Genomic DNA, 23,109 nt, shown 5'->3' with positions numbered 1-23,109 from the left:
AACTTGAAACTTATGAAAACAAACTTTGGAACAAACGTAAATCCTATTCTAATCAAAATTGTTGTGTCATCGGTGCTTGTGCTGTTGATGCTGATACCTGTTGAGATGATAAAGACGATGATAAAAGAACGTCAGGGCAACAAAAATGCAGAACAAACCGAAATGGGGTGGAAATGGGGTGGAAAACAGCAAGTAACCGGGCCGATATTAGTTGTTCGCTATGTAAAGGTACCTGGAAGTCAGGGAGATATTGGTGCAGCATATTTCCTGCCCGATGAATACTCTGTGGATGGTACTGTTAAGCCGGAGGAACGCACACGGGGGATACAAAAAATACTTAACTATCAGGCCGATATGAAAGTGAAAGGAACATTCTCTTTTCCTGATGTGGAGAAATTGGGAATCAAACCTTCGCAGGTTTTATGGGACGAATCTTGTTTTATATTGGGGATACCTAATCTGCAAGGGATAAAAAACAAGATTGTGTTCAATATGAACGGACATCCACTAGAAATACTACCGAGCGTTTTTCCAAACGATTTGATAAATTCCGGACTGACAATGAAAATGAATCTTAATCCCGAAAATAAAGAGATGCTCAAATATGATTTCAGTCTGACTCTGAATGGCACCGAAGGTTTATATTTCTTGCCGATAGGAAAGCAGACCAGCATACATTTAACATCTACATGGAAATCGGTAGGATACATTGGTGATTTTGTAGCTACAGAAAAAACGGATGTAAAAGACGGTATAGACGCGCGTTGGGATATATATGACTACAATCGCAATTATACTCAGATGTGGATAGGTGAAAATAAAAATCTGGAAGAATCTGCGCTAGGCATGGATTTGCAGCTTCCCATCAACCATTACGAAAAAACTTTGCGAGCGGTGAAATATGCCATAATGTTTATAGGTCTTACTTTCTTGGTGTTTTTTCTTGTAGAACTACTTAGCAAGAGACAAATCCACCCTGTACAATATTTGTTGGTGAGTTTGGCTTTGGTACTCTTTTATACACTATTGCTCGCGTTTTCGGAACATATAGGCTTTAATTGGTCCTATCTGATATCTTCAACAGCCACTATTACACTTATCACGGCTTATTCGCATTCTATATTCAGGGGGAAAAAACATACTGTTTTCATGGGTATTTTTCTTATTACTCTTTATATTTATCTGTACGTCGTATTGCAACAGGAAAATATGGCTTTACTATTCGGCGCGGTCGGATTATTTGTCGCCCTGGCTATAGTGATGTATGTTTTGCGGAAGGTGAACTGGTATAAAAATGACGAAGAGAATGATGAAACCGAAGAGATCCCTCCGGTATACACACCTGGGGATGAGGATCGTGATATGAATTAAGTTTAGTCAATCAATTACTTGAAGGATTGCAAAATGGAATCCCTGTACCGGGGTTTCATTTTGCAATTGTTATATGTTTATGCTATGTTTGTAAAGTTATTTAATACTGTCAAATATGTTTGGTATCTTCAGGTCGAAAAAGTATGAACCACTCAATTATGAACTGAGGAAATGGTTCGAAAACTCTCTTTTATGGTTGGAAGAAGAATTCCCTGAGCCTAAAGTGGAAGACAGGAAGATATTCTTACCTACCGCAGACAATATGCCCTTTATATGGAATAATGATGAGGATAGTGTGCAAAAAGCACTGAAAATGGTAGCCGGTTGTATGGCAATCCCTGAGAATGAATTGGAGCTGGATTTTTATGAAACCGGAATAACTGAAATAAATTCCGGGTATAATCCTATCTTTCTGAATAGTGAAAGTGATCAGGCGGCAGGCTTGTATTATGAAAAAGATGAAAGAGGAAAATATACGATCGCTATTGATAAGCAATTTGTTAACAGCCCGGAACATGCTATTGCAATTATTGCTCATGAATTGTCCCATGTCAAATTATTGGGAGAAAAACGGATAGAGGAGAATGATGAACATCTGACAGATTTGGCAACTGTGCTTTTCGGATTCGGTATATTTTGTGCTAATACCAGTTTCCAATATTATCAGTCTTCCTCTGGCTGGGGGTATTCGTATCAGGGATATATGAATCAGGATGAATGGGCATATTCTCTTGCTTTATTAGCATATATGAGGAATGAAGAAAAACCTGATTGGGCCAACAGCTTGAATCCTACGCTGAAAAAAGATTTCGACCGGTCTTTAAAATATATTCTTGACAATGAAGATGAAATATTTAAGTTTGACCCTGAACCTGATAAATAATTGATTCCGGAAGTTGTTCTTCTATAATCTTCCATACTTGTTTATCATAGGCAAAAGCTACAGTTGAATTGCTGGCAGCTATATGTCTATATAGGTTAAGTTTTGAGTATATACCGTCGTTCGGTTTTATTATATCTTTTTTTGAAAGAATAATGTAGGTATTTGTGCGCTTCATCCATACCCCGTGTGTTTCAGGCGAATCTGTATATTTCCATTCCACATACATTTGCATCGGGACGGGGATATTTTTATTTTGTGTTTTACTTTTCAATAATTTGATGTCTTTAACATCATGCCATGCCAGTTCCCTTTTCCGGAAAAAGCCATAAGATGTGATTCCGCTTTTATTGATTTTTATGATAGGGAAAATGACGCTTCTGATAAGAAGAATATTCAATATTATGTAACATAGAACAATAATAGAATATACGGTATCGAATTCTGAAATAGTACCCAAATAAACGAAATATATTGTGAATAGAATGCATATAAAGGTTAGTATGATAAGCCCTGTGTTTTTCGAAAATATTCTATAGATGGTGTGTTTCATATCCGGTTATTTAATAAAGGCGAATTTAAAGAAAATATCCTATGCTTAGAGTCCAATATTTGGCTTTTTAGGGCAAGCTATGAAATTTAATCTTTTTGAGAAAGTTTATCTATACTATTTTAATGTGCCGATTGGTTAATATGCCAATGTGTCAATGAACGGAAAGTAGAATAAAAAGTGACAAAAAGGAATATTGAAAAAGGTGTAACCTTTGTTACCTTTTAACAAGTAATGAGTTTTAAGTACTAAGTTGAAAGTTATATGAGATACGAGTAGACGAGGTACGAGATACAAGTTGTTGGCTGTTGACTGTAAATAGTGTTCTTTACATACGCTACGCTCCTGTGACCGATGGTTGTGTAAATCTCTGTGCCCCTTGTGGTAAAGAGTTTTTAACCACTAAGTACACGAAGGCTAAAAAGACTGTTACCTTTGTTACCTTTTAACTAAACGTAGTTAATGGATGCAAAATGCACGCAATGAAAATATTGAAAAATGTGTCAGATGTGTCAGTTTTTAACCAAATATAGTTAATTAATGTAAATATATCGATGGGTCAGGTTTTACGTCTTAATGTCTCCATGTGAGAATACTGTTAACTGCTGACTGCTAACCGTTAACTGAAAAAAGCTATCTTTGCATCCGGTTATTAAAAAAGATTGAATAAATGAATCAAGATAAAAAGTGGTATCACTCAAAAGGCTGGGCATTGATGCCGTTGGCAGTATTTTTCCTGCTGTATGTCCTCACCTTTATTTTCACAGGAGACCTTTATCAGATGCCTGTTTCGGTAGCCTTTATGACAGCATCGATGGTTGCGGTCTTATATTCGAAAGGAGGAAAGCTGGCAAACCGCATCACCCAGTTTTGCCGTGGTGCAGCCAACGAAACCATTATGCTGATGGTTGTTATCTTTATTCTGGCAGGAGCATTTGCCGGTACAGCCAAAGCAATGGGGGCGGTGGATGCTACGGTGAATATGCTTCTCTATCTTTTGCCGGAGCAATCTATATTGGCAAGTGTATTTATTGCAGCTTGTTTCATATCCATGTCTATGGGTACATCTACTGGAACTATTGCCGCTTTAGCGCCGATTGCAGTAGGAGTCTCGTCTCAGGCAGGACTCGATTTACCTATGATGTTGGGTATCGTAGTTGGCGGGGCTATGTTCGGAGACAATCTCTCCTTTATATCGGATACTACGATTGTGGCTACACGTACGCAGGGATGCCAGATGCAGGATAAATTCAAGGTGAATATCCGCATTGTATTTCCTGTTGTCATACTGGTACTCCTGCTTTATATCTATCAGGGGCTGGAGCTGACAGGCGGAGCATCTGTTTCGGCGGAGCAGGTAGAATGGGTGAAAGTGTTGCCTTATCTGGCTGTATTGATTACAGCTTTGGTAGGAGTTAATGTGATGGTCGTACTGGCTTTGGGGATTATCCTATCGGGTGTAATCGGACTTATCACAGGCGGCTTTGGTGTCTGGGACTGGACTGCGGCCATGAGTCAGGGTATTGTTGTGGATATGGGAGAGCTGATTATTGTATCGTTGATGGCAGGAGGTATGTTTGAACTGATACGCTTCAATGGTGGAGTCGACTGGCTGATAGGCAAGATGACACGCAATATACGGTCGAAGCGTTCCGCTGAATTTTCTATTGCCGGACTTATTTCGTTAACCAATCTTTGCACGGCGAATAATACCATCGCCCTGATTATAAGCGGGCCGATAGCAAAAAATATCAGCGATAAATTCGATTTGGACAATCGGAAGATCGCCAGCCTGCTGGATACTTTCTCTTGTTTTGTCCAGGGTTTGATACCTTACGGGGCGCAATTGCTTATAGCTGCGGGATTGGCTAATGTAAGTCCTATGCAGATTGTGCCTTATTTGTATTATCCTTTGCTGATAGGGCTTGCTGCAATAGCATCGATCATATTCCGCTATCCGAGGAAATATACCGGGTAATGCTGAATGGTCTGAATATCCTTATACAAGGGTAACTTCTATATCGCGTTCGCGGAGCATATCTATGATATGAGCAGGCGCGTTGGTATCTGTAATAATATGGTGTATCTTGTTCAGATCGCATATTTTGCAGAAGCCTCGTTTGCCGAATTTTGAAGAGTCGGTCAGTATAATAATCTTTTGCGCTGCGTCTATCATTTGCTGGTTTATGCGGGCTTCGCTCATGTCGCTGGTAGTCAGTCCGTAATCGAGGTCAATGCCGTCCACGCCAAGGAATAGCTTGTTGCAAGACAGGCTTTCCAGTATATTTTCGGCATAGTGGCCAATGACCGAAACAGAGTTCTTTCTCATATTACCGCCCAGTTGCACTATCTCGATATTCGGGTTGTAGCAAAGGGTAAGAGATACTTTTACCGAAGATGTGATAACGGTTATATTATGATCCACGTTAATCTCATTTGCGAAAGTGAGCAGGGTAGTGCCGGAAGCTATGATTATTTTATCGTTAGGTTCAAGCAGGCTATTGGCGGCTTTGGCTATCCTGGTCTTTTCCTCCATCTGCATCTTCTCTTTCACATCTATATGTTTATCCGTGATGATAGAACTCAGGCTGCTGGCACTACCATGATTACGATAAAGCATTTTTTTGCTTTCGAGATATTTTAAATCTTTACGAATCGTAACTTCCGAAACTTCTAACTTCTCACTGAGTTCCTGGACCTTTACATATCCGTCCTGCTTTAACTGTTCCAGTATGAATTTGTGTCGTTTAGCTATATTTCCCATATCTCAAATTGAAAATTACAATTACTAACTACAAAGATATAAAAATATTTAAGAAGTGGAGGGTTTAAAAACTTGAAAGATTTCGGTTTCGTTTTATATTTCATTCGATAAAGTTGAGGCGTATAATGTGCGAAAAGTATTGTTTTATTTGAAGTTTTAGATTATATTTGGTTTCGAAATATTGTGTTTAGTTTTGAATTAGGTGTAAAATATTAATATTTGATATAAAAAAGTTTCGAATTTATTTGTTTATTTAAAATACATATTTATCTTTGTGTATATTAAAGCCAAAAGTTATGAATCGAAATAATCATATAGAACAAATAGCAGACAAATCCATAATATGGGATTTTGTTGTTGTCGGTGGCGGTGCTACCGGGCTTGGTGCGGCAATCGACGCTGCTTCCCGTGGGTTCAAGGTCGCCTTGGTAGAGCAGGCTGACTTTACAAAAGCAACATCCAGCCGCAGTACAAAACTGGTACACGGAGGTGTGCGCTATCTGGCGCAAGGCGATGTGAGTCTGGTTATAGAAGCTTTGCGCGAAAGGGGATTGATGAAGAAGAACGCCCCGCATCTGGTGAAAGATCAACGGTTTATTATAGGAAATTATAAGTGGTGGGAAAAGCCATTTTACACAATCGGGCTAACTATTTATGATATACTGGCCGGAAAGCGCGGATTGGGTCGTTCCTTGCCGATGAGTAAGAAATCTGTGGTTAAGGAAATACCTCAAATAGCAACTAACGGGCTAAGAGGCGGGGTCGTGTATCATGATGGCCAGTTCGATGATTCCCGTATGGGGATTAACCTTCTGCAAACTGCCGCAGAGCAGGGAGCTACTGTTGTAAATTATGTAAAAGTTTCGAATTTGATTAAAAACGAAACCGGAAAGATTGCGGGAGTGAAAGTATATGACGAATTAGGAAAACAAGAATATACCCTTCAGGCGAAAGTAGTAATAAACGCGACCGGAATATTCGTCGATGACCTGATGAAGATGGATGCTCCGGAAAAAGATAATATTGTACGTCCCAGCCAGGGAGTACATCTTGTAGTAGATAAATCTTTTTTGGGAGGTGATACCGCAATTATGATACCGAAGACCAGCGATGGGCGGGTGATGTTTGGCGTGCCTTGGCATGGAAAAGTAGTTCTGGGTACTACCGACACCCCCTTGAAAGAGTTCGTGCTTGAGCCGCAGGCGTTGGAGGAAGAGATCGAATTTATACTTAAAACGGCAGGTCAATATCTGGCAAAACAACCGAAACGTGAAGACGTACTTTCGGTATTTGCGGGATTAAGGCCACTGGCTGCACCCAAAAAAGGAACCGATGGGCAGAAAACAAAAGAAATATCACGCAGTCATAAAATAGTTATATCAGATAGCGGGCTTATTACCATCACAGGCGGGAAGTGGACAACATACCGCGATATGGCCGAAGATGTTGTAAACAGAGCCTTGCCAATCGGAAGCCTGCCCCGGAAAGAGTGTGTGACAAGGGATTTGAAAATACACGGATACAAAGAAAATGTTGACAGGTCGGATTTCAGTTATGTATATGGCAGCGATTACGAAAAAATACAGAAGCTGCAGCAAGAGAGACCCGAACTGGCAAGAAAGCTTCATCCGCGTTTCGATTATACGGGGGCTGAAGTTGTATGGGCAGTCAGGGAGGAAATGGCTATAACAGTCGAAGATGTTTTATCCCGAAGGTTACGGGCCACATTTCTGGATGCACGCGCAGCCATCGATATTGCTCCGGAGGTAGCATCTATAATGGCAAAAGAAACAGGAAAGGATATGGAATGGGAGAAAGCACAGGTGCAGGAGTTCACAGAACTGGCCCAACATTATCTGCTCGTTCCGTATAATCCCGATAAGTAAGTGAAAAAAGTATTTAATGTAATATTTTTAGTCATAACTAACTATTACTGTTGCAGATATAAAAGCAATAAATAGGTCTGAGACCTTAAAAAAGACACATTTTTTTAACCTAATCAATATCAACCACATGGAAAAGTATATCTTATCATTCGATGCAGGAACTACAAGTTCAAGAGCTATAGTCTTTGACCATAAGGGAGAAATATGCTCTGTTGCACAAAAGGAATTTCCGCAGATATTTCCACAAAGCGGATGGGTAGAACACAACCCGCATGAAATCTGGGCTTCGCAGGCTGCCGTTGCTGCCGAAGCAATTACGAAAATCGGTATTAACGGTACTAATATTGCCGCGATAGGAATCACCAATCAGCGTGAAACAACCATTGTCTGGGACAGGGAAACGGGCGATCCGGTCTATAATGCGATTGTGTGGCAGGACAGAAGGACATCCGAATATTGCGATAAGCTGAAAAACGAAGGACTCCTACCTTATATTAAAGACAAGACCGGATTGATCGTAGATGCGTATTTCAGCGCAACAAAAGTAAAATGGATACTGGATAATGTGGAAGGAGCCAGGGCAAAAGCCGAGAAAGGGCAGCTTGTATTCGGCACTGTAGATACATGGATTGTCTGGCAACTGACCAGAGGAGAAGTGCATGCTACCGATGTATCCAATGCTTCACGCACTATGTTATACAATATTCATACATTGGAATGGGATGATGATTTGCTCAAACTGTTTAATATCCCAAAAAGCATGATGCCGAAAGTATGCGCATCGAGTGAAGTTTATGGACATACCAAGACTACGATCTTCGCGTCTAAAGTACCGATTGCAGGCATTGCGGGAGACCAGCAGGCTGCATTGTTCGGGCAGATGTGCGTGGATACCGGTATGGTAAAGAACACATACGGCACAGGCTGTTTTATCCTGATGAATACCGGGGAAAAACCTGTTGTGTCGAAAAATAACCTGGTAACTACTATCGGATGGCAAATCGGCGGAAAAACGACTTACGCGCTTGAAGGGAGCATATTTGTGGGAGGTGCTATCGTTCAGTGGTTGCGTGACGGTCTAAAAGTTATTAATTCCTCTTCCGAAATAGAGCAACTGGCGATGCAGGTGCCTGATAATGGTGATGTATATTTTGTCCCTGCTCTGACCGGGCTGGGTGCTCCATACTGGGATCAGTATGCACGCGGAACGATTGTCGGAATATCGCGGGGTACTACTGCTGCTCATATTGCGCGTGCAGCACTCGAAGGTATTGCTTACCAGACTATGGACGTTATCAATGCTATGATTCTGGATGCAGGTGTGGGATTGAAAGAGCTGAGAGTGGACGGAGGTGCTGCAAAGAATGATCTGCTGATGCAGTTTCAAGCCAATGTATTAGGCCAAACAGTAATTCGTCCGCAAACGACGGAAACAACAGCCTTAGGAGCAGCCTATCTGGCCGGATTGGCTGTCGGCTTCTGGGAAAATATCGAAGAAGTGAAGAAGCAATGGCATGTAGATTCCCGTTTCGAAGCCGATCCGAAAGTAGATATGCATCTGGCAAAGAGAAAATGGTCTGAAGCGATATACCGCGCACAATCGTGGGTGAAGTAAATAATTGATGCGCAAAAAATGAATGATTTATGCAGTATTGTTTAGTCGTAACTGATTATTGTTATTGCAGATATAAAAGTAATAAATAGGTCTGAGACCTTATCTTGAAAACACAACACTAATTAGTCGTTATTTTAAATTGAGTCATGATGAAGGATTCGTCCCGGGTTCTTCGTCCGGCTCGGGGAGCTGGCAAGCTAAAATAATACAGAACTAAATTAACCTTTTAATAATTAAGACCATGGGACAAGATATTTTATTCGAATTCATTGGCACAGCCATACTTATACTTTTTGGTGCAGGCGTATGTGCAAACGTCTCTTTAAAGAAAACATTGGGTAATAGCGCCGGATGGGTAGTTATCGCCTTCGGTTGGGGATTCGCCGTATTTGTGGGTGCCTTCATTTCAGCTCCGTTTTCGGGTGCTCACCTCAATCCTGCCGTAACAATAGGTCTGGCTATTGCAGGCAGCTTCAAAGGCAGTATTATCGGCTATATTATAGCCCAGATGTTAGGCGCTATACTTGGCGCATGTATCGTCTATCTTATGTACAAACCACACTTCGATGAGGAAGAAAATCCGAATGCAAAGCTGGGGGTATTCTGTACGGGGCCGGCTATAAAAAACTGGTTCTCTAATTTCTTTAGTGAAGTTGTCGGTACATTCGTTCTTGTGTTTGGTATCCTTTATGCTGCCGGTGCGGAAATAGCAGGACCATTGCCTGTTGCCATCCTTATTGTAGCCATCGGTATGTCGCTGGGTGGAACAACGGGTTATGCAATCAATCCCGCCCGTGATCTTGGCCCCCGGATTGCCCATTTTATATTACCGATAAAAGGTAAAAGGGACAGTAACTGGGGATATGCGTGGCTGCCAGTTGTGGCGCCGATATGTGGCGGATCGCTTGCCGCCTTATTGTATATTGCTCTCGCCGCTTAAATAATTCGAAGGGGCATTCTGAAAATATCTCATTAATCATATTATTGTAGCAATATAACTATGTCTTTTCAGGCATAGGGTGGGAGTCGTATTGCTTTATTCTCGGGTTATGCCCCATTTTATAACCTTTCAAATAGTTAATTATGAAATACTTTAAACTAACAATTCTCGCATTATTCCTTTGCTTATTGCCGTCATTATCTTTGCTTGCTCAGGATGAAGAGAAGTATACCCCGGTAGATTTTTCCCTGCAGTTGAAAAATATGCATCTTTGGAGAGGATTGCAGGTGACCAATACCGCTTTAGGAGCTGTTGATTTACATCTTAAGGATAAGAGCAACAGTTTTGCTGTAGGACTGTGGGGTGGTGCCGGCTTTACAGGTGATTATAAAGAATTCGACTATTACATGTCTTATTCCAAGAGTGGGTTTACTGTTGCGTTGTGGGATATCTATAACTTCTCGAAAGATGCGACATATAACAACAGGCAGGTGTTTAATTACAGTGCGCGGGATACGGGGCATTTTATCGATATCTCGGTAGCATACCGTTTTCAGGGAAGTTTCCCTCTTAATATTAGCTGGGCAACAGTTGTTTTCGGGCGCGACAGAGGGGCTCTGAACGAGAAGAACCTTTATTCAACATATGTATCTATGGATTATCCTGTTCTCAGGGGAGGTATAGTAGATGTGGATCTGGGTGTTGCCGGGGCATTTGCACTGAATCCGGAGGACGGTACCGATGCGCATTTTTATGCAAAAGATGCGGGGATTGTAAATATTAATGTTACAGCATCGAAGAAGTTAAAGTTTGGAAACTACACGCTGCCCGTGTCGGTGATGGGTATGTTTAATCCTGCTAATAATGAAGCGAATCTGCAGATTGCATTAGATATATTTTAGCCACTCCTTTTTAATTAAACGTAAGTTTGTGTGTTAAAGAAAGAAGCAGTCCGGATATCCGGACTGCTTCCCATTGTTTCATATAAGATGAAAGCTTATTTCTTTACAGAGAATTTGAATATTGTTTCGCTCTGATATTTTTCTCCCGGACGAAGCGTAGTTGTAGGCCAGTCTTTTTTGTTGGGAGTATCAGGGTATTTCTGAGTTTCGAGACATACGGCTGTACGGTGTTGGTAAACAATACCTTTTTTGCCCTTGTCGGTTCCTTGCATAAAGTTACCTGCATAGAACTGCATTCCCGGTTCGGTAGTATATACGTCTAATACGATACCAGTTTTAGGGGACTCTAATGTAGCGGCGACTTTGTTGATATCACCACCTGTATTCAATACCCAGTTGTGATCGTATCCTTTACCGTTTACCAGTTGAGTGAAAGTAGCATCGTCGATTCTTGCACCAACAGCAGTCGGTGTACGGAAATCCATTGGTGTACCTTCTACTGTAAGTATTTCACCTGTAGTCATGAACGTAGAATCAATAGGAGTGTATTGATCTGCATGCAATGTCAGCAACCAGTCTGTGTTTTTAGAAGTAGGATCGCCGTCCATGTTGAAATATGAATGGTTAGTCAGATTCACGACAGTAGGTTTATCTGTTTCAGCTTCATATTTTATCTGAAGTGCGTTGTCGTCGCCAAGAATGTAGGTTACTTTCACATTCAGGTTGCCAGGGAAGCCTTCTTCTCCGTCTTTCGACAGATAGGTTAGTTCCAATATATTGTCGGCTGCAAGTTTAGCGTCGAAAATTACGGTGTGGAATCCTTTGTCACCACCATGCAGAGTATGTCCGAAGTTATTCTTTGGTAAATCATATTTTACATCATCAATCTGAAATGTTCCGTTTCCGATACGGTTACCATAACGTCCGATGATAGCACCATAGTTAGATGGTATATTGATGTAGTCCTGAATAGAGTCGAATCCCAATACAACATCTTTTTTGTTCCCGTCTTTATCCGGAACCATAATAGAAACAATACGGCCTCCGAGATTTGTTATACAAACTTCCATTCCTGCAGGATTTGTAAGTACATACAAATCTGTTTTCTTTCCATTGACTTCCGTTTCAAAATTCTTCTTATCCAAGCCTGATTCCGTAAGCTTTCCTACAGGGGCTTTTTCATTACATCCTACAAAAAGCAGGCTAGCAGCGATTGCTGCAAAAAACATTTTCTTCATAATTAAAGTTTATTTTAATGGATTACTTTTCACACCTTCATTTGTCATTTTCACCGGCTTGATATGTCCGTTTTCATCGAAGAACATTTCGTCTATACATGTTTCTCTGTCGTCACGGTGTTTTTCAGTAAGCGGGCGACGATGATATACCATATACCATTTATCGGACTTCGGTTCGTGGATAATGGAATTGTGTCCGGCTCCTGTGGCTATATTCGGGTCTTGTTCGAGAATTGTGCCAATGCGCTCGAACGGACCGAACGGACTGTCGGAAATAGCATAAGCCACCTTATAGTCAGGTCCTCCCCATCCGCCTTCCGACCACAAGAAGTAATATTTGCCGTCTTTGATGAACATGAACGGGCCTTCTACGTATTTGTCTGGGGTCACTTCCTTAAACATTGTGCCATCTTCTAACGGAACAATAGCTGTGAAATCATCGTTCAGTTTAGCGACATTGCAATGTCTCCATCCTCCGTAATATATGTAATAGCTACCGTCTTTGTCTTTGAATACAAACTGGTCGATAGGTTGCGCCCCATTGTAGAACTTTTCTATAAGCGGTTTGCCGATATGGTCTTTGAACGGACCTTCCGGTTTGTCGGCAACAGCAACTCCTATACCTCCGTATTCGTCATCGTTCTGGATATCGTTTCCTGCAAAAAAAAGGAAGTATTTGCTATCCTTTTTTACAATGGCAGGCGCCCACATGGCACGTTTAATCCATTTCACGGAAGCGGTATCTATTATGCGTTCATGCTTTGTCCAGTTCACCAAGTCGGGTGAAGAAAAAGCATCCATAAATACCTGGTCTTCATAAAGAGCCGAGTATGTAGGATAAACCCAGTATTTATCGTCGAAGATGATACCTTCGGGGTCGGCATACCGTCCTTCAAAAATCGGATTGCCAGCCGTTTCTTTAACATTTTGTCCGGGTTGTTTATTCTGGCTGCATGCCTGAATAATAAATAAGCTTGAAATAAGTAGTAAATAGTAGTTTTTCATGAAAAAAATCACTTTTTTGTTAATGACCCATAAAAATAGGAATAATTTCAAATTAAAATGTTCTATTTTAGAATATTTTGATTTTTGTTGTTAATAAACTATCTTTGCTAGAGTGCACCAATAAAAGAAAGGTTCTCCGTCTCATAGAATATTAATTGTAATTGTAAATAACTACTGATCAATGAAGAAGTCTCTATATAACTTCGATGAGGTTTTAGATATTGTAAATACTCGAATCACTCAGATAAACTATAAGAATAAACCACAGTCACTTTTCGATCCTATAACCTATATACTTTCTCTGGGTGGCAAACGGGTTCGCCCTGCCTTGGCCCTTATGTCATATAATTTATATAAAGAGGATGTGGAGAGGGTTATCCCTATAGCGCTGGCTATAGAGGTGTTCCACAATTTTACACTTTTACATGACGACCTCATGGACAGGGCTGATATGCGTAGAGGTAAACCGACCGTTCATATTAGATGGAATGATAATACGGCCGTGCTTTCGGGTGATGCAATGCTTATTGAGGCATATAAGGAAATTGCTAAAACAGACTCGGAGCAATTACCCCGTGTATTGGATTTATTTTCTGAAACTGCAACAGAAATATGCTGTGGGCAACAATATGATATGGAGTTTGAACAACGGCTGGATGTTACAATCCCTGAATATCTGGAAATGATACGATTGAAGACAGCAGTATTGTTAGGCTGTGCCTTAAAGGAAGGAGCTATTGTGGCAGGTGCTCCGGATGCAGATGCTGATAATCTGTATGAATTCGGGATAAATGTAGGTCTGGGATTTCAGTTGAAGGATGATTTACTTGATGTATACGGCGATAGCGAAAGCTTCGGGAAGAAGATAGGCGGTGATATACTATGTAATAAGAAAACATTTCTGTTGATTACTGCATTAGCCGATCCATTGACTAGAAACGAATTGCTGACATGGATAGATAAAACGGACTTTGAGCAAAATAAAAAAATTGAGGCGGTAACTAAGATATACGATAAACTTGATCTGAAAACGAAGTCAGAAAAGCTTATCAGTGATTATTATGAGAAAGCAATGGGTTGTCTGGATAAAGTCAGTATAATTGATGAAAGAAAGACTGAATTGCTTAAACTAGCGAAAAATCTGACATCCCGGATATCCTAAATTCTAAACATTAACCCTTATTATTATGCCGTATCGTCGTTTGCCCAATACAGATAATGCACGAATAAAGGCGTTGAAAGCAGCAATAGAAAAACATAATTCCCTTTTCGGACAAGGTGTCATATCCCTTGATATCCGCAAAATGGAATTAATGCTGCGTAACTTTGAAAATGCGCAGCTTCGTTATCGAGATAGTCTTGAGACACAGGCTGCATCGAATAGGAAATTTCAGAAACTGGTGAAGAACGCCAGGCTCTATATATCGCATTTTATACAGGTTATGAATTTGTGTGTTATCCGTAACGAAATAAAAAAGGAGCAGAAGCAACTTTATAATATCGATCCGGATAATTTTACGGTACCCGATTTAACGAGTAATGATGCATTGCTGTACTGGGGAGATAGCCTTATGAAGGGAGAGCAAGCCCGGCTGGGGCAGGGGGGAGCACCTATCTACAATCCTACTATTGCGAGGGTAAACGTAGCCTTTTCGCAATTTAAGGATGCCTATTTTAATCAGAAAACATATCAGAATACGACCGCCCGCCAGTTGGATATACTTAGTGAACAAAGGAAAGATATAGATAATGTCTTGTCTACGTTATGGAACCAGATTGAGTCGGCCTTTGCAAATCTTCCCGCTAAAGAACGTTTGGAAAGATGTAAAGAATACGGAGTTGTGTATTATCTGAGAAAAGACGAAAAAGAGAAAGAAGATCGTGAAAATAATTGATACGCATTCACATATTTATTCCGAAGAATTTGATAATGATATCGAAGAAGTGATTCTGAGAGCAAAACAAGCGGGTGTGGAAACGATCCTGCTTCCGAATATTGATGTGGATTCAATAGGGCGTTTGCATAATATAGCCGGCAAATATACAGATTATTGCATTCCGATGATGGGACTGCATCCTACAAGTGTAGGTGAGGATTGGCTTTCTCAATTAGAAATTATTAAACAGCAATTTTCGAAACGTTCCTATATCGCTATTGGTGAAATAGGGCTGGATCTCTATTGGGATAAGACATATGAAAAAGAACAGAGACAGGTCTTTGAAGAGCAGCTTCGCTGGAGTATAGCGTATGATTTACCGGTAGCAATACATTCACGTGATGCTATATTGGAGTGTGTAGAATGTATTAAGAATGTAGGCCCTGAAAAGTTAAGAGGGGTATTCCATAGTTTTGGTGGAAGTGAGAACGAACTGGCTGAAATACTTGGATTAGAAAACTTTTTATTGGGAATCAACGGAGTTGTTACATTTAAAAATTCTACATTGTCAACTGTTCTGAAGCAGGTCGATTTATCTAAAATAATCATTGAGACCGATTCTCCTTATCTCGCTCCTGTACCTTATCGTGGCAAGCGAAACGAATCTTCGTATACGATAAAGGTTGTTGAAAAACTGGCTGAAATATTTGGCCTTAGTTTAAACGAAGTAGGAGAAATAACAACAGAAAATGCAATAAAGCTGTTCGGATTGAAAAAATAATTTTATCTTTGCACCCGCTACAACCAGAAAAAGGAGAGGTGCTCGAGTGGTTGAAGAGGCACGCCTGGAAAGAATAACAATCTGAATTTTATTAAAAATATATCTGACTGTATAATAGTGTTTTACAGGGTGATTTCTTTATGCCTTGAACAAGGTTTCTTAGGCTGGTAACATTTTAGAGAACATTTGGAGTTGGGTTAATAATTTTTTCTTGTATAATAGTCTTTACTTATGTAGTAATCCTCTCCTATATACTCTATTTTTATTTCTCGTGTAATTTCATCTATTATTTTAAGCCTTAGTTCTTTTTCTAATAAGATGTTTTTATACTCTCTCTCTTTAAAGACATTGCAATAATGATTAATAATTTCATCTATGTATACATAATACTCTTTTGTGTATTCTTTTAAATAGCGATTTAACCTATTTCTATATTTAGTCTGAATAAGATTTTCAAAGTATTTTATTGTTTGATTTAAGGTTCCATATAAATTGAGCTTTTCAAATATGGAAGTATCATCATATTCAATATCAGAAATAATTTTTAGTATTTCTTTTTTTAAATCTGAATTCATAAGCAGAGAATATTCAGTTAGTCTATTGATTATCTACACAAAAATAGTAAGTAATATTTAACATTTCATTAAAGATTACTTACTATTTCATTATTTCCTATCATAATGGATGGAATAGAAGTTTATATTGGTAAGCTATTCTACTCTCTCAAATATTATTTTATCATATTTAGTACCATCGTAATATATGTCTTTGTATCCAATGAGAATATTTTCTAAAGGTCTTTGTGGATTTTTTTCATAAATACCATCTGTGTCCCAAATGCCTTTTATTTCTTTGCTGATTGAAACAACCAATTTTTTACTTGTAAATTCTTCTATTTTATAAGAATCTGGAACAGATGTATTAGTTGTTTTATACAGTAACAGAAGATTATTTTTAGTATCAACTAGATACTTTTCAAATTTCATATCTTTTATATCTGAATTTTGGGTTGTCATACTTTTGTCTGCATTAAAAGCCCAGATATTTCTACCAAATGTTAAGTTATTATCCCAAGGTTCATCATCTTCTGATGGAGTATTTTCTTCTACTTTTTTTGTTCCATCAAGATAGTCATAATAGGTTGTATACTTTCTGTTTATATTTCCAGAATAATTCGTTACATTCCATATGCCCTCAATAGATTCTGGTGCAACTATACTCTCTTTTTCATCATCACTACTACACGATGCAAGTAACAGCATAATAAACAATGGCAATAATGTTCTTTTTCTCATACTTTTTCTTTTTAGTAGCCATACCTACAAAAAGAAGATGTGGCTTATCACTTAGATTGGAGTCCTAGGTATACCACTACCCACATCACACAAAATAAGGAAAACCACACCTATAAAAGATGTAGCACCTACTTTGTTACTGCTGTGATGTCTTGATGTGGTATTTTAGGACTACACTAGTAAAAAGCAAATACTTCTTTCTAAAAATATGTCTTAGTTAAACTTATATATTCATTCGCAATAATTTAATTTCTAGCATACTGCAAAAATACAAGATTTAAGCAGATATACATCAAATATTCAATTACTTTTTGAATTAAGTCCTTCCAATTCATATATAGGTGTGGCTGTGAGTTAGGGTAATAATAAATTCATTAAATAATACTTTCTCTGTTTACTATTTCTTCTTTCTTGTAGGTCTATCCTCATAGCATATTACATACATAATAATATACCCTATAACAATATGACCTATTATTTGTAAAAATAATCCCATACATTAATAATTAAAAAGCCCCATCCATTACTGAATGAGGCTAATACAACAATAATAAAAAAAGAGATAAATTTCTAATATTTCTCACTTAGATTGTTTGTTATATATAGATGTAAGTGAGAAATTGATTAAGAATTATCTATTCCTCATGATTTTGGACAATTCAGTCATTGCTAGTTCAGAGGTTTCCCTTGTACATGGTGTACCTGGCATTGGATAGACAAATACTTTAGAATTAAAATCTGAATCATATTGAGAGTTGAATCCATAGTCAGTTTTTATTTTAACTCCATATTTTATAGATAAGATTTCATCTAAGACTTTCTTATAGACAAAAACAATGACCATAGGTTTATACCTTTCAATTATCTTCAAAATTCTGAGATAACCTTCTCTATATTCTTCTTTAGAAGGCTCATTCCCAAAATCTCTTGGAATCTTTACTATATCTGTTATGCCATAATTATTTTTTAATAGATAATTATCCTCATACTCACCATAAGGTACATTTAATATGTGATAATCTGCTAATTTATTCCAGAACATTCTACCTTGCTTACCTTGAAAATAATGACCTTTATTTACACTTATAGTTGCAGGAGTTTTTGCAATAAAAAGAATGTCTAAATTTCCACTTTCAGGAAGAATATCCTCTAATGTCTCATATTGCTTCCCTTTTTCTAAAATGAATGTTTTATAATTCATGGTATTCAATATTTATATTTCTTGTAAAAATAGAAAATTTCACTCAATAAACCATCTATACTCTCTATCTCCATGCAAAGCCCTATTAATACCTTCTACTAATTCAGTTGCATTCAAAGACCTATCCAATAGATTATCAATATAACTATTCTTATTCGCACCTGTGAATAAGTTATAGACTTTCCACAGGTTAATAGCATCTGCACCTTCTTCTATTTTGAAATTCTTATCATTATAATAAGCTTTAGCTACTGCATTGATGTGGGTATCTCCAAATTCCATAGTAGGTAATAACTTCTTTTGTGCATTAGGTAAACACTGATAGAGTTTACTTTTGCCTATTAATTGTGCAAATTGATGTTCTGTTAAATAAGAATCTTGCAAAGAAGACATAAGTTGTAAATGCCTGTTAGGGTTGTATTGCTGAAATAGGAGTAATGAATGCTTAAATAGTTCTTCCAAACTCATAACTCTTAATTCTGACTTATACCCATCTGTAGATACACATAGGTTTGTACAAACTTTATTGGTAAAACCAATAAATATCTTGAATTTCTCTACACTTTTTTTAGAATAAAGGTTTTCATGGTTTAAGGCTCTTACTCCACCAATAGAAAGATTTAATCTATTTCCTTCTATATCCTGATAAATAGTAGGTACTTCAAGGCAGAAAGCCATCCTTTCATAATAAATAGTCTTATCACTCTCTAAAAGCTGACTGACAGGCTTATTTATAGCTTCTGGAATCCTACCTTTGACTACATGAGAAACTCTTATATCTGGCTGTAAAATAGTCTCATTTGGAAAGAAACTACTTGCAGCATCCCAAACTGTTTCTATAAAGTTAGTATGGCTGATAGTAACCTCATTATCCTTAGAAAAGACAGGTACAATACATTCATGCTTTAAATGATGTAAACTTGCTTCTTTGGTATTGGCTTCTATAAAAGGGCTTGGATTGCAGTCACAGGTATGTGTAATTTCTATTATATCTTGATAAGGAAGGGATTGTGGAATCATTACATCTCTATGATTGCTTTTTACTGGTACTAATTGCATTGTTTCCATATGGAGTAAATTTTTTATTAATGATTAATATGCTCACTTTGTTTCTATATTATTTATATATCTAAGTGAGCAGAATATACTTTAAAATAAAAAGGGAAGACTTTAATCTTCCCTGTATCTGTTTATTATAATACTGCTAAAGTCATAGCCTTGCTTTCCCCTTTCTGATGCAGAAGGTAGAACATTTCCCCTGTCTCAGAGGCACAGACTTGTGATATTACAGGGTTATTCAATTCCCCTGTTTTGACCTTACTACTGCAAGCCCCTGTTTCAAATCCATAGACAAAGAAGCATTTTCCTGTAGCTTCATTTTTCTTAATCTCAATCTTTTCTACATGGTGGTTTTGCTTAAATTGGCTCACACTCCAACTTTCTAAAAATGTTAGTCCATTCATAACTTTAAATATTATTGTTGTTGTGCAGGGGGACTATCCCCTCACTGCAAAAGATGGAGGGGGTGTAGTTTGGTTATCTAGTGCTTGTGGATGCATAGACCTTTTTGAAAAAAAAAATAATTAATTTTTTTTCTTTCAATTTCTCAAAGAGTAAGAATAGTTAATATTATACTAATGGGGATAATACAAGCCTTTACCCCAATTCTTGAAAATTAGCATTGTTATGGGTTGATTCATACACCTTTCTATTCAATTCTTTTGTACCTAACCAACTGCAATTTAAAACTATTCCTTCACTAAAATCTCCATGTCTGTCATTTGTAGTATCATTTGAAAGAAGTTCTATATAACCCTTCTCAATCAAAGACTTTTCATATTTTAGATATGAGTTTCTACTTATATTTAAATACTTTGATATTTGACTTTTATTGAATCCAATATTAAAGGAGTTATTTACAGTCAAAGAGTACAGTCCAATTATTATACCCTTTTCTGTAGGAGTAAGATTTGTATCTTCCAACATTTCTTTACTTATTATTCTGTAATTGGTTATAGGTTGAGGCAATATATACTTATTCCTCTTTCTTATCTGGCTATCTGATAATTCTGTATATCCTTCTATTTCACAGAATTTTGATTTCCTTAATCTTGGAAGGAATTTATCTTTTATATAGGCAAAGGATAATCCTGCAATTTGAGCTAATTGTTCCCTTGTAGAATTAGTTGTATAATCATCCTTAGCTGTCAGATACATACAGGTAATAGTATATAAATCTTCTGGTTTAAATATTTTCCCTGCTTCATTTGGAATCAATGTGTATGATTTCATTATACTTACTTTTGCAGGGTGTGCAAAACATATGCTATACTATATTACCTACTTATTATATATTATACTTAAATAGTAGGTATTATAGTATGACATACAATTTGCATACCCTTAGTTAAATGAAATCTTTTGAATCTGCTCCTCTTAGACTAAAGAGGCATTTCTGTAGAATAGTCTATTTGTTTGATTTATAAGCACAAAGATAAGTAAAATATCTGATTTCAGCAAATATTTAATAAGCTATTTTGTTGATAATCAGAATTTTAATTAATTTCAAAATATTTTAGGAGGTTATTATCTTTTTTGCCTATAGAGGTCTTTCTCTCTTCAAAATTGAGAGGATTTTCTTTTATGACTACATAGCTATTTCTTGGTCTGGATACTTCAAAATAAGCCTTAAATAAGCTGATAGAGGTTCTTGGTTTTATAGTCTTATGGAAATGATATTTGACTATTGGCTCTATCTTCTCATGTATTTCTTCTGGAGTATATTCTTTACCTTTTTCAAAGGCTTCTCTCATGCTTATTCTTAGAGGATGGTTTTCTGCCAGACACCAGAACATAATTGTATTGTTGAGGCTTTTAAGGGCTTTAATATTCTTATGCCTTATTTCATAGAGGTAGTCTAAGAGTTTGTCTGATTCTACAAATTCATTCAATTTTATAAACCTATCCAAGAGTGGTTTTTCCTCTTTACTGCAAGTCCTTAGTTTTTCTGTAACATATTTATTTAGAACACCTGTAGGCAGCTTATCTGCTTTCTCTTTCAGGTCTGTAACTAAAGTAGCTTGTAATGAATCTATTAATTCTTCTCTGTCATCTGTGAAATGGTTGTCTATTCCCTGTTCTGCTGATTTTTCTTCATCAGTCATATTATCTTTATATTGTATCTCTATGACCTGATGTCCTTCTGAAACTAAGGCTTTATATAGTTTCTCTTGATTAACATATAAATCATTAAATAGCTGTTCTCTTTCTACCAGAAAATCAATATTAAGGTAGGCTATGTCATATTTTCCTTCATTTATAGTAGGTCTTATAAGTGGAATTGGCTGACCTCTGAATGGGGTTTCAAGGGCTTTATCAGAAATAGCATTTTTTACTACTTTGAATAAGTCCTCCAAATCTTTATCCTTATCCTGTATAATATCAGCAGCTTTTATTATATCTAAGACTTTATTAGCCTTTTTTATCAGTGTATTTCTATATTTAGCTGTAGTCCTTTTAAACTTAGGCTCATATTCTGTAGTATTATAGATTATGGTATCACTTAATATCCCATCTTTAACCCTGCACCTTCCATAGATTTGAGTTATCTTTTTGGTAGTAAGCATTTGATGTGCATACTTTACATTAGAAACAGTGATAAGGTTATATGTATCATTAATATCTATTCCAGAAAAATAGCTGCATGTCATAAAATTGATTCTCTTAGGTAATGTAGAATCATCTTTCAATGGGTAATAATAATTTCCTGCATCATTCCTGCTTGATTCACTGCACATGATAGCACATTCCTTCTGTGTAGATTCATCCAGCATAGATATAATATTCTTTACCTGTGAGACTGTATTATAGGCTATCAATATCTTATCTTCTGGATATTTTTTTATCAACCCTGTGACTGCATGATTGATGCTGTTAGACTGATTGATATGTATAAGCCTTATATCTCTTTTCTTGTGGGATAATTCTTCTATTTCAAATCTGCATTCATTCTGGAATAGAGGATTGGAGAATTCACCCATTGTAGCAGTTACAATACACCTGTTCTTTACATCAAACTTAAAATAGTGGTCTATTACTGTTTCTAAATTAGGTCTGTAGTTACTGTCTGCTTGGAGAAGGTCTATCTCATCTACCATTAGGAAGCAATGTTTATAGGCTTCTTCCCCTAGTATATTCATCAAATAATCTAAACTGTCTGCTACCACTAAAAACTTTAGAGGTTGAGTAGAATTTTGCTCCATATGATTAATGATTTCATCTTTACTTACCCTGTCCCTGAATTCTCCTATGGAAGTGCCAACATATAGCACTTTTTTAGGGTTCAGATTATTTTCAGCCCATTTAAATTTACTATAGGCTAGTTTCTTAGTGGGTGCTACTATTATTGAATGTCTGGGTGATTTGAGTTCTAAGGTTGTTGCACCTACCCCTGTAGCCTTCTTGTCTACAATTCCATGAGGCAACTTTTGGATAAAATTAGATAGTCTGTATTCATCTGTGAAACCTTGAGATGAACCCCAAGTCATAAAATAACCTTTGTGAATGGAATTAATTGTTGCTTCTGGTTTTGCATCTGCCAGAGTATCTAAGACTGCTTCTGAAAATAAATCCTTGACTTGATTTTCTATTATCTCTTTAGGAATTATTTTTTCTTCTTCTTCTTCTTCTTCTTTTGCAACTCCATACTTTTTTAAACTATCTAGTATGCTTATTGTTTTAGCCATTTTATTTTTAATGTACCTGAGACTGCATTTTGCTCACTTAGGTTTATATTGTTATTAGG

At 37.3% G+C, this 23,109-nt stretch carries 21 protein-coding genes; 10 read left to right on the top strand and 11 right to left on the bottom strand.

Annotated features, from left to right (window positions below; genetic code table 11):
* Positions 1-12 precede the first annotated feature (12 nt).
* Together creD and HMPREF9455_RS04340 are read left to right on the top strand one after the other, a co-directional pair.
* The gene (gene creD, locus HMPREF9455_RS04345) at positions 13-1,371 is read left to right on the top strand and encodes a cell envelope integrity protein CreD (protein ID WP_006798391.1); all 1,359 of its coding nucleotides are present in this window, start codon (positions 13-15) and stop codon (positions 1,369-1,371) included.
* 115 nt (positions 1,372-1,486) lie between these two features.
* Entirely contained in the window at positions 1,487-2,254 is a 768-nt protein-coding gene (locus tag HMPREF9455_RS04340; protein WP_006798390.1) for a hypothetical protein, read from the top strand.
* Here HMPREF9455_RS04340 and HMPREF9455_RS04335 read toward each other — a convergent pair.
* Positions 2,226-2,804, bottom strand: a complete 579-nt coding sequence (locus HMPREF9455_RS04335; protein ID WP_006798389.1) for a hypothetical protein — start codon at positions 2,802-2,804, stop codon at positions 2,226-2,228. The two genes, HMPREF9455_RS04340 and HMPREF9455_RS04335, sit on opposite strands and share 29 nt — an antisense overlap.
* A 667-nt stretch (positions 2,805-3,471) precedes the next feature.
* On the opposite strand from HMPREF9455_RS04335, the gene HMPREF9455_RS04330 reads away from it, so the two are divergent.
* Positions 3,472-4,779 (top strand): Na+/H+ antiporter NhaC family protein, encoded by a 1,308-nt coding sequence (locus HMPREF9455_RS04330; RefSeq protein ID WP_006798388.1) that lies wholly within the window; start codon positions 3,472-3,474, stop codon positions 4,777-4,779.
* Positions 4,780-4,800: 21 nt separating this feature from the next.
* Here the strand turns inward: HMPREF9455_RS04330 and HMPREF9455_RS04325 are convergent, their stop codons facing one another.
* Entirely contained in the window at positions 4,801-5,565 is a 765-nt protein-coding gene (locus tag HMPREF9455_RS04325; protein WP_006798387.1) for a DeoR/GlpR family DNA-binding transcription regulator, read from the bottom strand.
* A 296-nt stretch (positions 5,566-5,861) separates the two neighbouring features.
* Between HMPREF9455_RS04325 and HMPREF9455_RS04320 the strand changes: the two genes are divergently transcribed.
* From HMPREF9455_RS04320 to HMPREF9455_RS04305, 4 genes are all read left to right on the top strand, one after another.
* The gene (locus HMPREF9455_RS04320) at positions 5,862-7,451 is read left to right on the top strand and encodes a glycerol-3-phosphate dehydrogenase/oxidase (protein ID WP_006798386.1); all 1,590 of its coding nucleotides are present in this window, start codon (positions 5,862-5,864) and stop codon (positions 7,449-7,451) included.
* A 127-nt stretch (positions 7,452-7,578) separates the two neighbouring features.
* A complete protein-coding gene (glpK, locus tag HMPREF9455_RS04315; RefSeq protein WP_006798385.1) occupies positions 7,579-9,066 on the top strand; it encodes a glycerol kinase GlpK in 1,488 nt (495 codons plus the stop codon).
* A gap of 241 nt (positions 9,067-9,307) precedes the next feature.
* Positions 9,308-10,006 carry an MIP/aquaporin family protein gene (locus HMPREF9455_RS04310; protein ID WP_006798384.1) on the top strand — a complete coding sequence of 233 codons (699 nt, stop codon included), beginning with the start codon at positions 9,308-9,310 and terminating at the stop codon, positions 10,004-10,006.
* A 143-nt stretch (positions 10,007-10,149) separates the two neighbouring features.
* Positions 10,150-10,908 carry a hypothetical protein gene (locus HMPREF9455_RS04305; protein ID WP_006798383.1) on the top strand — a complete coding sequence of 253 codons (759 nt, stop codon included), beginning with the start codon at positions 10,150-10,152 and terminating at the stop codon, positions 10,906-10,908.
* Positions 10,909-11,003: 95 nt separating this feature from the next.
* Here the strand turns inward: HMPREF9455_RS04305 and HMPREF9455_RS04300 are convergent, their stop codons facing one another.
* The gene (locus HMPREF9455_RS04300) at positions 11,004-12,146 is read right to left on the bottom strand and encodes an aldose epimerase family protein (protein ID WP_006798382.1); all 1,143 of its coding nucleotides are present in this window, start codon (positions 12,144-12,146) and stop codon (positions 11,004-11,006) included.
* A gap of 9 nt (positions 12,147-12,155) precedes the next feature.
* On the bottom strand, positions 12,156-13,151 hold the full coding sequence (locus tag HMPREF9455_RS04295) for a glycoside hydrolase family 43 protein (RefSeq protein ID WP_006798381.1): 996 nt from the start codon (positions 13,149-13,151) through the stop codon (positions 12,156-12,158).
* Between the two features lie 181 nt (positions 13,152-13,332).
* On the opposite strand from HMPREF9455_RS04295, the gene HMPREF9455_RS04290 reads away from it, so the two are divergent.
* Genes HMPREF9455_RS04290 through HMPREF9455_RS04280 form a run of 3 tightly spaced genes read left to right on the top strand, consistent with a single transcriptional unit; the run spans position 13,333 to position 15,809 of the window.
* Positions 13,333-14,313 carry a polyprenyl synthetase family protein gene (locus HMPREF9455_RS04290; protein ID WP_006798380.1) on the top strand — a complete coding sequence of 327 codons (981 nt, stop codon included), beginning with the start codon at positions 13,333-13,335 and terminating at the stop codon, positions 14,311-14,313.
* 25 nt (positions 14,314-14,338) lie between these two features.
* Positions 14,339-15,046 carry a hypothetical protein gene (locus HMPREF9455_RS04285; protein WP_006798379.1) on the top strand — a complete coding sequence of 236 codons (708 nt, stop codon included), beginning with the start codon at positions 14,339-14,341 and terminating at the stop codon, positions 15,044-15,046.
* Positions 15,033-15,809: a TatD family hydrolase gene (locus HMPREF9455_RS04280; RefSeq protein ID WP_006798378.1), complete on the top strand. Its 777-nt coding sequence runs from the start codon at positions 15,033-15,035 to the stop codon at positions 15,807-15,809. The genes HMPREF9455_RS04285 and HMPREF9455_RS04280 overlap by 14 nt, the downstream gene beginning before the upstream one ends.
* Positions 15,810-16,006: 197 nt before the next feature.
* Here HMPREF9455_RS04280 and HMPREF9455_RS04275 read toward each other — a convergent pair whose 3' ends face one another.
* The 7 genes from HMPREF9455_RS04275 to HMPREF9455_RS04245 form a co-directional block, all read right to left on the bottom strand.
* Complete coding sequence (locus tag HMPREF9455_RS04275) at positions 16,007-16,384, bottom strand: hypothetical protein (protein ID WP_006798377.1); 378 nt, start codon at positions 16,382-16,384, stop codon at positions 16,007-16,009.
* 135 nt (positions 16,385-16,519) lie between these two features.
* Positions 16,520-17,104, bottom strand: coding sequence for a hypothetical protein (locus HMPREF9455_RS04270; protein ID WP_006798376.1), 585 nt, complete (start codon positions 17,102-17,104; stop codon positions 16,520-16,522).
* 631 nt (positions 17,105-17,735) lie between these two features.
* Positions 17,736-18,305: a uracil-DNA glycosylase family protein gene (locus HMPREF9455_RS20605; RefSeq protein ID WP_006798375.1), complete on the bottom strand. Its 570-nt coding sequence runs from the start codon at positions 18,303-18,305 to the stop codon at positions 17,736-17,738.
* 39 nt (positions 18,306-18,344) lie between these two features.
* Positions 18,345-19,373, bottom strand: coding sequence for a DUF3871 family protein (locus HMPREF9455_RS04260; RefSeq protein WP_006798374.1), 1,029 nt, complete (start codon positions 19,371-19,373; stop codon positions 18,345-18,347).
* Between the two features lie 125 nt (positions 19,374-19,498).
* Positions 19,499-19,768, bottom strand: a complete 270-nt coding sequence (locus HMPREF9455_RS04255) for a hypothetical protein (RefSeq protein ID WP_006798373.1) — start codon at positions 19,766-19,768, stop codon at positions 19,499-19,501.
* 193 nt (positions 19,769-19,961) lie between these two features.
* The gene (locus tag HMPREF9455_RS04250) at positions 19,962-20,597 is read right to left on the bottom strand and encodes a helix-turn-helix domain-containing protein (protein WP_006798372.1); all 636 of its coding nucleotides are present in this window, start codon (positions 20,595-20,597) and stop codon (positions 19,962-19,964) included.
* Between the two features lie 263 nt (positions 20,598-20,860).
* The gene (locus tag HMPREF9455_RS04245) at positions 20,861-23,050 is read right to left on the bottom strand and encodes a hypothetical protein (RefSeq protein WP_006798371.1); all 2,190 of its coding nucleotides are present in this window, start codon (positions 23,048-23,050) and stop codon (positions 20,861-20,863) included.
* Positions 23,051-23,109 lie beyond the last annotated feature (59 nt).

This window comes from Dysgonomonas gadei ATCC BAA-286 (assembly GCF_000213555.1).
In the GTDB taxonomy this organism is placed as follows: domain Bacteria; phylum Bacteroidota; class Bacteroidia; order Bacteroidales; family Dysgonomonadaceae; genus Dysgonomonas; species Dysgonomonas gadei.
Note: the sequence above shows the minus strand (reverse complement) of the source record. Positions and strands in the feature narration are given on the sequence as shown.

What these genes read in the sequence shown, in the direction of transcription:
- HMPREF9455_RS04320 (WP_006798386.1), top strand. Translation starts at nt 5,862, where the DNA reads ATGAATCGAAATAATCATATAGAACAAATAGCAGACAAATCCATAATA.
- HMPREF9455_RS04295 (WP_006798381.1), bottom strand. Translation starts at nt 13,151, where the DNA reads ATGAAAAACTACTATTTACTACTTATTTCAAGCTTATTTATTATTCAG.
- HMPREF9455_RS04270 (WP_006798376.1), bottom strand. Translation starts at nt 17,104, where the DNA reads ATGAGAAAAAGAACATTATTGCCATTGTTTATTATGCTGTTACTTGCA.
- HMPREF9455_RS04335 (WP_006798389.1), bottom strand. Translation starts at nt 2,804, where the DNA reads ATGAAACACACCATCTATAGAATATTTTCGAAAAACACAGGGCTTATC.
- HMPREF9455_RS04325 (WP_006798387.1), bottom strand. Translation starts at nt 5,565, where the DNA reads ATGGGAAATATAGCTAAACGACACAAATTCATACTGGAACAGTTAAAG.
- HMPREF9455_RS04260 (WP_006798374.1), bottom strand. Translation starts at nt 19,373, where the DNA reads ATGGAAACAATGCAATTAGTACCAGTAAAAAGCAATCATAGAGATGTA.
- HMPREF9455_RS20605 (WP_006798375.1), bottom strand. Translation starts at nt 18,305, where the DNA reads ATGAATTATAAAACATTCATTTTAGAAAAAGGGAAGCAATATGAGACA.
- HMPREF9455_RS04255 (WP_006798373.1), bottom strand. Translation starts at nt 19,768, where the DNA reads ATGAATGGACTAACATTTTTAGAAAGTTGGAGTGTGAGCCAATTTAAG.
- creD (WP_006798391.1), top strand. Translation starts at nt 13, where the DNA reads ATGAAAACAAACTTTGGAACAAACGTAAATCCTATTCTAATCAAAATT.
- HMPREF9455_RS04310 (WP_006798384.1), top strand. Translation starts at nt 9,308, where the DNA reads ATGGGACAAGATATTTTATTCGAATTCATTGGCACAGCCATACTTATA.
- HMPREF9455_RS04245 (WP_006798371.1), bottom strand. Translation starts at nt 23,050, where the DNA reads ATGGCTAAAACAATAAGCATACTAGATAGTTTAAAAAAGTATGGAGTT.
- glpK (WP_006798385.1), top strand. Translation starts at nt 7,579, where the DNA reads ATGGAAAAGTATATCTTATCATTCGATGCAGGAACTACAAGTTCAAGA.
- HMPREF9455_RS04285 (WP_006798379.1), top strand. Translation starts at nt 14,339, where the DNA reads ATGCCGTATCGTCGTTTGCCCAATACAGATAATGCACGAATAAAGGCG.
- HMPREF9455_RS04250 (WP_006798372.1), bottom strand. Translation starts at nt 20,597, where the DNA reads ATGAAATCATACACATTGATTCCAAATGAAGCAGGGAAAATATTTAAA.
- HMPREF9455_RS04330 (WP_006798388.1), top strand. Translation starts at nt 3,472, where the DNA reads ATGAATCAAGATAAAAAGTGGTATCACTCAAAAGGCTGGGCATTGATG.
- HMPREF9455_RS04290 (WP_006798380.1), top strand. Translation starts at nt 13,333, where the DNA reads ATGAAGAAGTCTCTATATAACTTCGATGAGGTTTTAGATATTGTAAAT.
- HMPREF9455_RS04305 (WP_006798383.1), top strand. Translation starts at nt 10,150, where the DNA reads ATGAAATACTTTAAACTAACAATTCTCGCATTATTCCTTTGCTTATTG.
- HMPREF9455_RS04340 (WP_006798390.1), top strand. Translation starts at nt 1,487, where the DNA reads ATGTTTGGTATCTTCAGGTCGAAAAAGTATGAACCACTCAATTATGAA.
- HMPREF9455_RS04275 (WP_006798377.1), bottom strand. Translation starts at nt 16,384, where the DNA reads ATGAATTCAGATTTAAAAAAAGAAATACTAAAAATTATTTCTGATATT.
- HMPREF9455_RS04300 (WP_006798382.1), bottom strand. Translation starts at nt 12,146, where the DNA reads ATGAAGAAAATGTTTTTTGCAGCAATCGCTGCTAGCCTGCTTTTTGTA.